The sequence below is a fragment of the Fenollaria sp. C0166D3 genome, assembly GCF_056590255.1.
On sequence record NZ_JBWPVU010000008.1, the window covers coordinates 100,768 to 114,040 of the forward strand.

Annotated in this window: 14 protein-coding genes and 2 rRNA genes; 3 read left to right on the forward strand and 13 right to left on the reverse strand. The window is 38.2% G+C overall.

Annotated features, from left to right (window positions below; translation table 11 throughout):
* Positions 1-6: 6 nt before the first annotated feature.
* On the reverse strand, positions 7-489 hold the full coding sequence (gene ybaK, locus AC1EJ0_RS06805; protein WP_480023681.1) for a Cys-tRNA(Pro) deacylase: 483 nt from the start codon (positions 487-489) through the stop codon (positions 7-9).
* Positions 490-570: 81 nt separating this feature from the next.
* Between ybaK and AC1EJ0_RS06810 the strand changes: the two genes are divergently transcribed.
* Together AC1EJ0_RS06810 and AC1EJ0_RS06815 are read left to right on the forward strand one after the other, a co-directional pair.
* Complete coding sequence (locus tag AC1EJ0_RS06810) at positions 571-1,683, forward strand: amidohydrolase family protein (protein ID WP_480023680.1); 1,113 nt, start codon at positions 571-573, stop codon at positions 1,681-1,683.
* An 8-nt stretch (positions 1,684-1,691) separates the two neighbouring features.
* On the forward strand, positions 1,692-2,570 hold the full coding sequence (locus tag AC1EJ0_RS06815) for a glycosylasparaginase (RefSeq protein WP_480023679.1): 879 nt from the start codon (positions 1,692-1,694) through the stop codon (positions 2,568-2,570).
* A gap of 185 nt (positions 2,571-2,755) precedes the next feature.
* On the opposite strand, the gene AC1EJ0_RS06820 is transcribed toward AC1EJ0_RS06815, so the two are convergent.
* Both AC1EJ0_RS06820 and AC1EJ0_RS06825 read right to left on the reverse strand, forming a co-directional pair.
* Entirely contained in the window at positions 2,756-3,373 is a 618-nt protein-coding gene (locus tag AC1EJ0_RS06820; RefSeq protein WP_480023678.1) for a type II toxin-antitoxin system HicB family antitoxin, read from the reverse strand.
* A gap of 13 nt (positions 3,374-3,386) precedes the next feature.
* Complete coding sequence (locus tag AC1EJ0_RS06825) at positions 3,387-4,106, reverse strand: HAD family hydrolase (protein ID WP_480023677.1); 720 nt, start codon at positions 4,104-4,106, stop codon at positions 3,387-3,389.
* A 98-nt stretch (positions 4,107-4,204) separates the two neighbouring features.
* Between AC1EJ0_RS06825 and AC1EJ0_RS06830 the strand changes: the two genes are divergently transcribed.
* Positions 4,205-5,110 (forward strand): radical SAM protein, encoded by a 906-nt coding sequence (locus tag AC1EJ0_RS06830; protein ID WP_480023676.1) that lies wholly within the window; start codon positions 4,205-4,207, stop codon positions 5,108-5,110.
* A 368-nt stretch (positions 5,111-5,478) separates the two neighbouring features.
* Here the strand turns inward: AC1EJ0_RS06830 and AC1EJ0_RS06835 are convergent, their stop codons facing one another.
* The 10 genes from AC1EJ0_RS06835 to AC1EJ0_RS06880 all read right to left on the reverse strand — a co-directional run.
* A complete protein-coding gene (locus AC1EJ0_RS06835) occupies positions 5,479-6,549 on the reverse strand; it encodes a methyltransferase domain-containing protein (RefSeq protein WP_480023675.1) in 1,071 nt (356 codons plus the stop codon).
* Between the two features lie 49 nt (positions 6,550-6,598).
* Entirely contained in the window at positions 6,599-6,922 is a 324-nt protein-coding gene (locus tag AC1EJ0_RS06840) for an ArsR/SmtB family transcription factor (protein ID WP_480023674.1), read from the reverse strand.
* Between the two features lie 171 nt (positions 6,923-7,093).
* Positions 7,094-7,450 carry a YfjL-like protein gene (locus tag AC1EJ0_RS06845; protein ID WP_304152311.1) on the reverse strand — a complete coding sequence of 119 codons (357 nt, stop codon included), beginning with the start codon at positions 7,448-7,450 and terminating at the stop codon, positions 7,094-7,096.
* 390 nt (positions 7,451-7,840) lie between these two features.
* Positions 7,841-9,439: a ribosomal protection-like ABC-F family protein gene (gene abc-f / locus AC1EJ0_RS06850; protein ID WP_480023673.1), complete on the reverse strand. Its 1,599-nt coding sequence runs from the start codon at positions 9,437-9,439 to the stop codon at positions 7,841-7,843.
* A 489-nt stretch (positions 9,440-9,928) separates the two neighbouring features.
* Positions 9,929-10,408, reverse strand: a complete 480-nt coding sequence (locus AC1EJ0_RS06855) for a GNAT family N-acetyltransferase (protein ID WP_034547755.1) — start codon at positions 10,406-10,408, stop codon at positions 9,929-9,931.
* Positions 10,409-10,466: 58 nt separating this feature from the next.
* Positions 10,467-11,309 carry a KilA-N domain-containing protein gene (locus tag AC1EJ0_RS06860; protein ID WP_480023672.1) on the reverse strand — a complete coding sequence of 281 codons (843 nt, stop codon included), beginning with the start codon at positions 11,307-11,309 and terminating at the stop codon, positions 10,467-10,469.
* 58 nt (positions 11,310-11,367) lie between these two features.
* Positions 11,368-12,177: a YfjL-like protein gene (locus AC1EJ0_RS06865; RefSeq protein ID WP_480023671.1), complete on the reverse strand. Its 810-nt coding sequence runs from the start codon at positions 12,175-12,177 to the stop codon at positions 11,368-11,370.
* 13 nt (positions 12,178-12,190) lie between these two features.
* A complete protein-coding gene (locus tag AC1EJ0_RS06870) occupies positions 12,191-12,925 on the reverse strand; it encodes a YfjL-like protein (RefSeq protein WP_480023670.1) in 735 nt (244 codons plus the stop codon).
* An 83-nt stretch (positions 12,926-13,008) separates the two neighbouring features.
* Positions 13,009-13,125: ribosomal RNA gene (gene rrf / locus AC1EJ0_RS06875) — 5S ribosomal RNA — on the reverse strand.
* Positions 13,126-13,159: 34 nt separating this feature from the next.
* A 23S ribosomal RNA gene (locus tag AC1EJ0_RS06880) occupies positions 13,160-13,273 on the reverse strand; the annotation flags it as partial.

Sequence of the window (13,273 nt, forward strand, 5' to 3'; positions counted from 1 at the left end):
TTATTCTTATTGTAACACAGCCGTCTTCACTATGTCAATGGAGCACGCATCCGTTAGCTCGATTAGATCTGCTGGACTTAATTTTATTTGCAGACCAACTTTGCCTCCGCTCACGTAAATATATTCTTTATCCATCGCCGATACGTCGATAAATGTCTTAAGTTTCGTCTTCATGCCAATGGGTGAGCAGCCGCCGTGCACGTAGCCTGTGAGTGGCAGTAAATCCCTTTGCTTAAGCATATCAACTTTCTTCGCGCCAGCCGCCTTCGCCGCCTTTTTTAGGTCAAGCTCCATCGCCACGGGCACTATAAAAACAAAATGTTCCCCTTTATTCGTCTCAGTGACTAGGGTCTTGAAAACCATATTCACATCTTCATTAAGAGTGCGAGCGACGTCAGTCCCACTGATTCCAAGGCTCGCATCGTATTCAAACTCCTCATAATCTACGCCCGCCGCTTCAACGAGGCGCATCGCATTTGTCTTTTTCATAAAATCACCTAGTTTATTATACCCAAAACTATTGTCATAGTCATGCTTTTGTGCTATGATTTATTTAGTGGAGGTGGATTTATGCTGCTTGTTAAAAACGCAAATTATAATGGAAATGGTGTAGACATCTTGTCTTTAGATGGCAATATCACTATGATAAAGGAAAATATAGAAAATTATTATGGGATTGAAGAGATAGATTTAAAGGGAAAAAGAGTTTTTCCATCGCTTATCGATGGCCACGTACACGTGACTGGTGGCGGCGGAGAGATGGGTCCGACGTCGCGCGTTCCCGAGATAAAGTATGAGGACATAATTATGGCTGGGGTGACGACGCTCGTTGGCCTGCTTGGGACTGACAGCACGACTCGTTCGGTCGAAAATTTGGTGTCGAAGGTAAAGGCGCTAAATGAGTACAACGTCAGAGCCTTTGCACTGACTGGCGCCTACGAATATCCTTCTAAAACCATAACAGGCTCGGTTAAAAAGGACATCACTTACATAAGTGAGATCATCGGCTGTAAGCTAGCAATTTCAGACCACAGAGCAAGTTACATCACGGAGGACGAACTCGTAAGGCTCGCGAGCGAGTGCTACCTAGGTGGCCTCTTCGCCGGCAAAGTAGGTGAATTACACATGCATACGGGCGGATTGGGAAAGGAAGGCCTTTCAAAAGTCTTCGCAGTCCTTGAAAAACACGAGATCCCGATCAAAGTCTTCAGGCCGACACATTGCAAAAACATCGTTGACGACGCTGTTAAGTTTATGAACATGGGTGGATACGCTGATTTCACTGCAGGGGATGATGGTCTTGACGCCATCGATTATGCGATAAAGAACGCACCATTCGATAAAATCACGCTTTCGTCCGACTCAAACGGCTCTGTGCCTATCTGGTCCGAGGACAAAGAGCTCTTAGGTATAGGCGCTGCAAAGATTACAGAGCTTTTCGACACTATAAAGGCGCTTTGCCATAATTATGGCTATGAATTAAAAGACATGATTAAACTTGCCTCGACAAACGCAGCTAAAGCGCTTGAGATAGACCATATCACAGGCGAGATCAAGGAAGGGCTTTCACTTGACCTTATGGCGCTTGACGATAATGACGACATTGACACAGTTATTAGCAAGGGCATCGTTGAGATGAAGGACAAAAAGGTGCTTCGCAAGACTAATTTTTCTGATTTTTAGGAGGACTTATGACAATTATAGCAACTTGGAAAATGGCTTTGAATGGCACGAAGCTCGCACGTGAGGCGATACTCGATGGTGCGCCGCTTGAAGAGGCCTTGATTACTTTAATAAAAGATGTTGAGCTGAACGAAGATTTTCACTCGGTCGGCTACAGCGGCCTACCGAATGAAGATGGCGTAGTTGAGTGCGATGCAGCCATCATGAACGGGGACAATCTGCATTTTGGCGCGGTTGCTGGCCTTAGAAATATGAGGAGCGCTGTCTCAGTCGCTTATACCCTCATTGATAATGAATACAATAACTTTTTAGTCGGCGAAGGCGCTCTGAAACACGCTAAAGAAATGGGTTTTAAAGAAGAAGAGATGCTTACAGATGAAGCGAAGAAGCGCTGGCTCGAAGAAAGGGCGAAGAAGCCAAAGGTCTACAAGGGTCACGATACAGTCTGCGGCCTCATTGCAGAGGACGGAAGATGCATCGCAGCTACATCGACCTCGGGTCTCTTTATGAAAAAAGTGGGCCGCGTGGGCGATTCGCCACTTGTGGGCCCCGGTCTATATGCGGACAGCGAAGTAGGCGCCGCAGCTGCAACAGGCGTCGGCGAAGACATAATTAAAGGAACATTATCGTATGCAATCGTTAATTTAATGGCAGGTGGCCTAAGTCCTCAAGACGCCGCTACAAAGGCAGTCATGGATTTAGACGCAAAACTTAGGGCGAAGGGCGAAGAGCCGCGCGATTTTTCAGTAATTGCAGTAAATAAGGACGGAGCATGGGGCGCCGCCACAAATATAGCCGAGTTTCCATTTATAGTAAGCGAAGAAAATGGCGAAACGAGTATGTATATAGCGAGAGACTTTGGCCGGGAAATAGAAAAGATTAAGTAAGTAAAATTGATTTGAGAAGTGATTTTGATTAAGTAAATAAAATTGATTGAGTAAGTGATTTTGATTAAGTAAGTAAATTTGATTAAGTAAGTAAATTTGTTTGAGTAAGTAAATTTGTTTGAGTAAGTAAATTTGTTTGAGTAAGTAAAAAGGCGAGGAAAACCCTCGCCTTTTGCTATCTCTATTTATTTTTTTATGTCTGAAGCTCTTTTTACAAGCTCATTATAATACTTCTCATCACTTTTTATATAAGCATTTTCAATCATATTACTAGATAAATCAGCCTTTACTAAAATTAAAAACTCACCGCTCTTTAGCTTTATATCCTCAGCCTCACTTGGCATAGGCACGTTCAAATCATTATCATAAATAGTATTTATTAGCCCATTTAAAACTTCTTTTGTGTTTACAAAAAGTTCATCTAAGCTCTCAGCATCAGTAAAACAGGCATCAAAGTCAGGAAAATTAGCATAATAAACGCCATCTTCATGCCTTACTACACAAGGATAAACAGAAATATTCTTCTCTATATTAATTTCACTTGGCACAAAAACTTCAACAAGCATAGTTCTTTCATTGTCTTGAAGCGTCAAATCTTGCAATTTGCTCGGCTCTGGTAAAAACTCTTCATCATCTAAAATCCCTTCTATAAGTACAGAAAGTAGCTCCTTTGCGTATTTCATCAGATCCTTGTCATCTTCACTTTCAGTATAAATATCAAAGTCAGGAAAATATGTTTCAGTAGAGCCGTTATCAAAATAAGTGACAATCGCTGGATATGAATAATGGTCAACAATTTTCATAATAAACCACAGCCTATAATAAAATCTTTCTTAATTCATCCGCGCTACTTGCCCATGTAACTGCGTAATTTTTCGGTTTCACGCCGAAGTAAATGGCCTTCATGCCGCTTGCGAGTGCGCCGAAAACGTCTGAGTCGATGTTGTTACCTATCATGATGGACTCCTCTGCTCTAACGCCAGCCGCCTTCATAGCGCCGAAGAAAAACTTCGTATCGGGTTTACCATAACCAAAGTCGCCCGAAGCAAAGACGTAGTCTACAAGTATGTCAAGACCAAGGGTTTGCGCCTTTCTGTGCTGAACTTCGCTGATGCCGTCAGTGATTATGCCAATCTTGTGGCCGACAGCCTTTAAATCCTTTACAAGCTCTAGCATGCCGTCAATTGCTTCTGTGTAGTCGAAGCGTCTCTTCAAAAAGGCTGCGAAGAACTCTTCTTGAGTAACTTCGCCCAAAATGTCTTTCACATCGTCATAAACCCCATTCTTGAACAGCTCTAGCCTTTCTTCTTCGTATGGCTCCTCCATAAGCATGTAGTCAAGTGGATCGATGCCTATGGTCTCGTTGTAGGCAAAGTCCAAATGCCTTATCATGCGCGAACGAAGTGCAGTCCTTATGCGGCCTCTGAACTCGTCCGCATCCATAGCTATGTGCAAATCCATTTGCGCACGCTCAAAAATTAATAGATTTGTTTTAGCTGTATTGAGAATTGTATCGTCAAGATCGAAAAATATCATATATAAACTCCTCCATATTTTTATAATTATTATCTATATTATAACACAGTTTTGACATAATTACATATTAGTGCTAATATAATTATAAGGAGATAATTATGGAAAACTTTTACCCCATCTACATGTACACGCCGATGCCCGAAATGCACAACGTCATGGTGCCCGTGACATCAGGCTGTTCTTACCAAAAGTGCCTCTACTGCGATTTGAATTTTAGGCAGAAATTTCACGTCTTCAAGCTCGCCGAGATCGAGGACTATTTGCGTAAGGAGAAAATTAAATACGACAATATGAGACGCAGCCCCAAGAAATTTACACTACTTGAGGGTAATCCCTTATGCGTAAAAGCATCTTTCCTTGAGAATGTCTTTGCTCTTATACATAAGTACTTCGAAGTAGAGTACATATCAATGTTTGCGCGTGCAACAGACGTTCTTCGCAAGACAGATGAGGAGCTACTTAGGCTTAAAGCCATGGGCATGGATAGGCTATGTTTAGGGCTTGAAAGCGGTTCGGACGAAGTTTTGAGCTTTCACAAAAAGGGTCACAGCGTGAGTGATAGCATAAGAGCGTGCAAAAAGCTTGAAAGGCTTGGCATCAGCTACTCCGTCTACATCATGCTCGGCCTTGGCGGTAAAGAGCTGACCATGGCTCATAGAAAAGGAACGGCAAAACTATTAAACAAGATAAAGCCATTCGAAATAGTCTTCGTAACGACTGTTATATTCAAGCGCGCGCCGCTTAAAGACCTCGTTCGCGCGAAAGAATTTACGAGACTTGCCATAAAAGACGTTTTAGCTGAGGAAATATATATACTTGAAAGCCTTGAGAATAGTACAGTAATCAAGGCGACGCACAAGACCAATCCCTTGCCGCTACTTGCGAAATTCCCTGAGGGGAAAGAGGATATGCTAAGAAAATTGAAGGAGTACAGGGACGGAAACACTGAGAAGGAACTGAGACGAAACGAAATGAAAAAATGGCAGGTATGGGATAAGGAGTAGGGAATAAAAAAATAAAATCATAGTTATTATAAAAGCGATAAGGTTTTTCCTACCTTATCGCTTTTTCTTCTATTATATATCTTCTATATATCTTCTTAGATCAAAAATGTTTTTGCATTTTGCAGAATAGTATAAATTTTGATATATTTCTTGAATAAAGTGAGAGATTCTCACAAAATGGAGCTTCGTAAAGTTTAATATACTAAATCAAATTGACTAAATCATAACTCTATTTATTCACTAATTTTGCAGGAAAAATTGATGAGATTGGCGTTGTACAGAATTTTTTGGAGTGAGGTGTGCTAAACGCACTCCGCAGCGACAAAATAATTCGAAACTAGCCAAGATCGCAATTTTAACGCAAAATTTTAGCAGCAGCCAGTGCCGCAGCCGCAGTCGTCACTTTCTTCCGGATCAGTAGAAGGTGCAGTGGAGCATCCACTAAAAGCGCCAAAGTGTTCGCTTCTGTCGCCCATGATGTCAAAGTACTTCGCAAGTCTTGTGTTTTCAATCATCGCACAGCTATTGCCGCAGACAGCAAGCGGAAGATTCTTGTAAAATCTGTGGTGGTCGTCAAGGTCAAAGTAATTTTCCGAGCCTTCAATGCCGCCTCTATAAGTCGCTACTTGTCCATAGTTCTCACAGATGTCCTCAATTAGCTCAGGTAGTTTAACAGCCTTTATAGTGTGAGAGTAAAACTCTACATTGCCTACCATTGCCTCTATATCTTCATTGTCAATGGCAGCCTTATTTGACTTGATGTATCTAAAGTCTTCCCAACCTATCTTTCTAAGTAGACGTCTAAAGTCTTCTATATACATAGCGCCGCCTAGGCACTCGCCTCTTAGAATTAAATCCATAGAGATATCTTCTCCAAAGCGTCTGTCCGCGAATATGTCCGCAAAGTAAAGCTCGCCGCCAGTCTTAAGAACGCGCCAAATCTCTTTAAATACCTCTTCCTTGTAAGGACTTAGATTGATAACGCAGTTTGAAATAACTATGTCCACGCTGCCATCTTCAATGCCTAGGGGCTTCAAATCTTCGATGTAGCCCTTTTTGAACTCAACGTTGGACTTCTTGTAGCCAAACTTTTCCGCCATCTCATCTTGATATTTTCTAGCGATGGCAAGCTGATCGTCGTTCATGTCGACACCTATGACCCTGCCATGCTCCCCGACTAATTTGCTTATAGTATAGACGTCAAGACCAGTCCCGCAGCCAAGGTCAAGGACAGTCATGCCTTCAAGTGCAGGCGGTATCGGTGAGCCGCAGCCATAAAAGTGCTTGATGATCTCATCAGGAATCATCTTTCTCGCCTCGTTAATGTACTTAGGACTGCCATCAAGAGCGCAGGAGCAGATCTTAGTCTCCATCTTGCCGTCATCAACAGTAGTTACCTTTGAATAATAATTCTTAACTTCTTCTCTAATATCTTTCATACTAGCCTCCTTATCTAATTGTATCGTATAAATTCAATCTTACCCAAAATTAATAATCCATCTTCTCCTCGCTGTGACAGATGCAATCAGGCTTGTCACCAAAGATGTACTCAAGCTGCTCAAGGAAGTGCTCAAGCGCCTTTTTGTTCAGCGTGTAGTAAGTGTTCTTGCCCTCGCGGCGGCTCTTGACAAGCTTTGCCTCCTCAAGCTTTTTCATGTCACTCGACAAAGTCGGTTGAGTGATGTCAAACTTTTCAAGAATCTCACAGGCACATAGCTCCCCGCAAGATAGCATGTCAACAATCTTTAGCCTCTTTTGATCCGATATCGCCTTAAGCTTTTTAGAAATAGATTCATAAATATCTTCAACCATATCCTTCGCTCCTTTCTTCTCTCTAAATCAATACTAACATACATATAGAAAAAAGTCAATATGTTTTTGCAAAATATATAGGATTTTTTTCTATATATGTGCTCTAAAAAAGAGAATTTACAGATGCATTAAATTTCTTTATAATGGATGGGCTTGGTATAGATATTATTTTTAGCTTTGCCAATAGAAAAAGCGTGGGTAGTGATATGCCACGCTTTCTTTATTTAAACTTATATTTCCTGAGACTTTTTTCTTAAAACATCCAAAATAATTATAGACTAAAGTAAATTCAATCTCTTCACTGCCACTGTCGTAAACATTGACAAGGTATGAAGAATTTACTAAATCATAGACTATTTCGATGCTCTTGACTTCATAATCACTGCAATTCTCTTTTAAATAGTTATATGCTTTAACTTTCACCACACCTTTAGAGATTGGATTACCAAAGAACGAAATAATTATGAGTATGGCGAAAAATATCACTAAAATTGATATAAATAGTGATAAATTTTTTAATCCTTTCATAAGTCCTCCTTTTAGACTGATACTTGATTTAAGTCAATAAAATGACTTGAACCTTTACTCTATGATGAATGAGGCGAAGTGGAAATTTTTGACAATCGCAATGTACTAATGGTGCCTGAGCATTGTCAAAAATTGATCCGTAAGTTTAATCAAAGGGCGTTCACTTCGCTGCATCTCTTTGTAAACTCTGGAATAAGGCATGCATAGCCAATCGAACTTAGTTTCACTTGTTCTCTTGGTGCATGGACTTAACAACCTTTGCACTATAAGAAGCACTTGGATAAAGATGGCTTTAGTAAGCAAATTGAAGAAAGTGAAAATCCTAAGCAAAATCAATGTCTGTAGCATCTGATTACGATAGAAGTCTAGAGTCTTACTGGTCCATAAGCTTTAATTATTATCTCTGTGTTTCAAAAGTCTCTCGTACTCTGCTTCTAATTCTTTTCTTTCTTCTTTTGGAATCTCACTTGCCAAACGATTATTAATGGCTGTTAATCTAAATTCTATAAGAAAATCGTTAGAATTTTTATTTTCTTTCAACTTTTCTCTGCGATTTTGATACTGAGCTAGATTGCCCGAAAAATTCTCTAACTTTTTGTTATTAATGATAATAAGTCCATCCGCTATGTTATTTATAAACGAGACATCATGGGTCACAAACAGTAGCGGTCTATCATATCCTATCAACAATTCTTCTAAGGCTTCAATTGCTCTAATATCTAGGAAGTTCGTTGGTTCATCCATAATTAAAAAATTAAAATCAGATGTGACAAGCTTTGCCAGCTTTACCTTTGCTCTTTCCCCATCGCTTAGAACGTCTACCATCTTAAAGACTTCGTCTTCTTTGAATCCTAACCTAGCCAAAATAATTCTAGTCATTGTTTGATCATAGATTGAGCTTTCAAAAACATTTTCTAATACTGTTTTCTTTTCATCAATAATTTCACTCAACTGACTATAATAGCCAATTTTAAGATTAGGATGACACCATACTTCTTTGTCTACAATCATATTTAAAAGAGTTGTTTTTCCTGTACCGTTATCTCCTAATAAAGCGATCTTTTTCTTATTTGGGATTTCAAAATTAGCATTATTGAAAAGAACTTTATCATCAAAGCTTTTGCTTAATTTTTCAGCTCTTACTAGTATTTTGGAAAATATTTTATCCTTTTCATCAATAGTTAATTTAATTTCGGCTTCTTCTTTTGGCTTTTCTTTAACTTCAAGCTGATCTATTCTTGATTTAATGGATTTAACTTGCTTATCTAGTTTTTTCTTATTGCCTTGTCCACCCATTTTATGGAGTCTAGCTTCTGAATTGCCCATTCTTTTGGGAGTTGTTCTCACTTTTAACGTTTGAGCTTTTATGTCATTTACTATACCTGTCAATCTTTTCTTTTCATTAACATAGCCTTCGTATTCTTTCTGAAGGAATTTCTTCCTCTTAACTCTTTCATCCAGGTAGAAAGTATAGTCACCATTAAATACTTCTAGTTCTCCATGTGATAATTCAAAAATCTTATCACATGTTTGGTTTATAAAATCACGGTCGTGGGAAATAAGAATATAACCTTTATCTCTATTTCTTAGACTTTCTGCTAAGTTTTTCTTCTGTTTTATATCCAAATGAGATGTTGGTTCATCAATCAATAAAAAACTTTGTTCATTCGATAAGAGTTTCGCTAGCTTCAGTCTTTGGTATTCACCAGGACTAAATTTTTCCTCTTTATTAAGTTTAGCTTTAAGATAGTTATCATGTGAAAATTTTTCTTCTTCATCGTCATTTAAAAGATGGGCTATTTTAATTTGTACATCAATTTTCCCACTGTAGTCTGTATCTTGGCCTATTAGAATTTTAAAGAAACTTGTTTTACCAGCTCCATTATCACCGATTAAACCAATTTTATTGTCTTCTCCAATGGTCAAATTTTTTATTTCAAATAACGTTCTTGTACTAAGTTCTTTTTTTAGATTATCTATATATATCATAAATCCTCCTTATTTTTTGAGAGGACTTAACCTCTCGTATTATTTGAAAGAAAATTTATTAATTGTCATCTGTATATACCTCCAAATTCTTTGAAATTTATATCTTTATTTTATCAAATACTTTCATAATTTTAAATATTATTCATTATTTATGGAATAAAATCATTCGTAATTTTTGTATTTTAATATGATTTTGTTCCATAAATACTCTAAAAAGCACTCCAACTATTTATTTTTTGAGTTTTAAACTTTGGTAGAAGTCTTGAACTCCTTATATTTACATAAGTATTTGCCTCTATCACTATTATGACACGAAACCCCAGTGTACAATCGTATAGTGATATCAACGCCTTTAGATGTAAATAATCTATCTATTCAGGTGGATTACTAGTACTATAAACTGGAAGTTGTCTATCTTAAATCTAGATACATTATGTCGAAATCTATATATGAATCTACAATTTTAAAATAAGCTGAAAAAGTTCCAATTTATAAATCATACACGGCTACAATTTCATTGCCACACATTTCTCCATTCTCGGAAAAGCCATACTTTAAGTATATTGCTCTTGCTCTAGTGTTTTCTGGTTCATACGACAACCATACCTTTCTTGCCTCACCAAATGGGAATGTACGTATCAAATCGATTGCGGCATCAATCGTCTGCTTTCCCATACCTCGTCCCTGATATTTCCTATCAATCATTAGTCTCCAGAGGCAGTAGTTTTCTTTGATTAAAGGACTTTCTTCTTCATTGCCAACGGTTCCTTTTCCGATCATAACAAATCCAATCAGGGTGTTATCATCATATACTGCAAGCGGCAACGCATTATTGCCTTCATTTCTTGTTGAATATGCTTCCGCCAAGCTCTGTATGTTATCAGCAACAAAATCTTTTTGCTCTTCATATGGCTCTAATGCACAAACTTTCCAAATATTTTTATTCGTAATTTCATCAAATCTAATCATTTTTATCATCCTCCACAACTTCAAATTTATTTATTCAATTACAAACTAACAGTTATTATTACTTTCCTTCTAATCTTTTAATGCCACTATCACCAAGTTTTTCAAGTGACATTAATTGTGTTCTGGCAAGTTTTCTAAGTTCCATCATTCTTTCTTTTTGCTCCATACCTTTTCCAATAAGAATCGCATTATAGCTTTCCATATTGGCAAGTACAAGTAACTCATTCAGACTTGCATAGTCCCTCATATTACTCTTTAACTCAGGATTTTCTTCACGCCACTGTTTCGCTCTCTTGTTAAACAAGGCTACATTGAGCATATCTGCTTCACTGGCGTACTTATAGGATAACTGTTCGTTGGTAAGATCTTTTAAGAGATATTCTTTGATTGCATTTGTATGAATTTTGTAGTTAATCTTAGAGATTTCACGATTAAGGTTCCAAGCTAATGATAATTTTGAGTTTTCATCTTCTTTAAGTCTTTGATAATCTTTAATTATATAAAGTTCAAATTCTGCAGATATCCATGAAGCAAATTTAAAAGCTATATCTTTATGAGCATATGTGCCACCATATCTACCCAATTTTACAAATAGTCCTACTGCATTAGTGGTTTTCTGCCATTTTTGAGGTGATAAAGTAAAAGCGTTACTACCCGCCTCTTTTAAATACCCCTCGAATTCGAGGGGGTTAAAATCCGGATTATTTAACTGCTCCCAAATGCCAAGATATTCTATTGTATTATAGTTTCGCATCCAATTTGAAACAACTACATTAGGTTCTTCCTTGTTTTTATATTTTGCTATATCCGTAAGACTTATATAATCATTTTTAAAGTCTTCAGTATAAATTTGAATAGCAAATCCTTTTGCTTCAATTATCTCTTTTTTTACCTTAGACATGCATATTCCTCCCTTATGCTGATGCACTGTTTACAATATTTATTTTTGTAAAACTCTCCTAAGCAGCACAGCAACTATTTATTTTTTGAGTTTTAAACTTTGGTAGAAGTCTTGAACTCTTTGTATTTACATAACTATTTTCCTCGTCAAAGATCCTCTTTAATTCGTCTAAGTCTCCATCCACAATCACATCTTCCGGCACATCACCCGCGCTGATAGCGTTCGCCCAAGACTCTGCCTCGCCCTCTTCAGCCTTATCAGCGTTAGGAACTACAAGGCCTGAATATTCGCTCACGGCTATATTCCTTTCCTTAAGAGCCTCGTATACTTTTTTAAGGCCATTCATAAGGTCATCTAAACTTGGTTTTTCTGCATAAGCCTTAAAACCTGCTGTAATCTTACTTGGCAAATTATCTCTATCGAAGTCCTGATCAAGTGTGAGATACTCTCTATAATCAATGTCATCATCAGGTCTTAGCCAAAGCTCAAAATCAAAGCCGCTATCCTTAACAATCTCATCTCCTAGCTCATCTAAGAAGCTCATGTATCTACGGAAAGTATTGAAAAGCCTATCACTATAAGTATCGTTCGTCATTTTAGCAAAACTATCGAAACTTAGATCAAATTTCGTGTCAACGCTATTTTTGTCCCAGAGCCTCACGACATAAGTCCCATCCTTAAAATTGTAGTAGGCACGCTCGCGCACTAAATCAAGGTCAGTGTAGTGGGTCTTTAAGTATTTATCCGCTGCCTTATCCGCCAAAATTTTGCTAATGGGGTTGCCATAGAAAACGAACTGAGTAAACATAACTACAAGCAGTAGAATTGTGAGTACTGCATTTAATATAATTTTACTTTTCTTAGTCATTTACATATACCTCCTATCGTTTTTTACGCTCATATATTCTCTCTAGCGTCTCCATATTCCCATCTATTATAGTCTTCTCCATAACCCTATTGACGCTGATAGCGTTCCACCACGGCTCTGCCATGCCCTCTTCGGCCTTGTCAGCTGTGGGAATGATTCTGCCTGAGTAGTAGCGCACGTCCAAATTCCTTTTAGATGTGGCTTTTTGCACTTTTTTAAGTCTAGTCATAATACCCTTAAGGCTCGGCTCGTCTTCGTATGCGTGAAAGTGTGCTAAGACCTTGCTTGGCAGATGCTCCCTGTCAAAATCTTGATCAAGTGTAAGGTAGTATTCATATTTAAGCTCATTGTCAGGTTCTAGGCTAAGCTCAAAATCAAAAGCCTCCTCATCAGCTATATCCTTGGCGTAGTCCTTAAGAAAGGCCCTATACCTATTGTAAGTGTTATCAAGGATCTCATCATAAGTCGTATACATGAACTTGCCGTGAGCATCGTAGTTTAGCTTAAAATTCGTGTCTTGGCTCTCTCTGTCCTGAAACTCTACGATGTAAAAGCCGCCCATCATTTGATAGCTAACGCCCTCGATCTCAAGGTCAAGATCCTTGTGATGCCTACTTATATACTCCTTTGCATCTTTCTCTACCCTAGCTTTGATAATGGGATTGCCATAATTAATAAGGTAAAAGCCAATAATAATTAGAGCTAAAATTATGTAAAGACTGTAATATAGAGCTTTGAATTTCTTCATAATAGCCTCCTTTAATGAATTATACCACAAAAAGGCATTTTACGCAAAAAAACAGACAGCATATAATGCTATCTGTTTAAATCAAGTGGCGGCTACCTATTATCCCAGGTCGTCTCCAACCAAGTACCTTCAGCGTTAAGAGCCTTAACTTCCGTGTTCGGTATGGTTACGGGTGTTTCCCTCTTGCTATTGCTGCCACATTTCTTAATAACCATAATTCTTCAATAAGCGTCTTTGATCAAGTTTTCGACATATTAGTACAGTTAGGCTCAAAGTATTACTACTCTTACACTTACTGCCTATCTACCTTGTGGTCTTCAAGGTGTCTTACTTAAAGGAAATCTTATC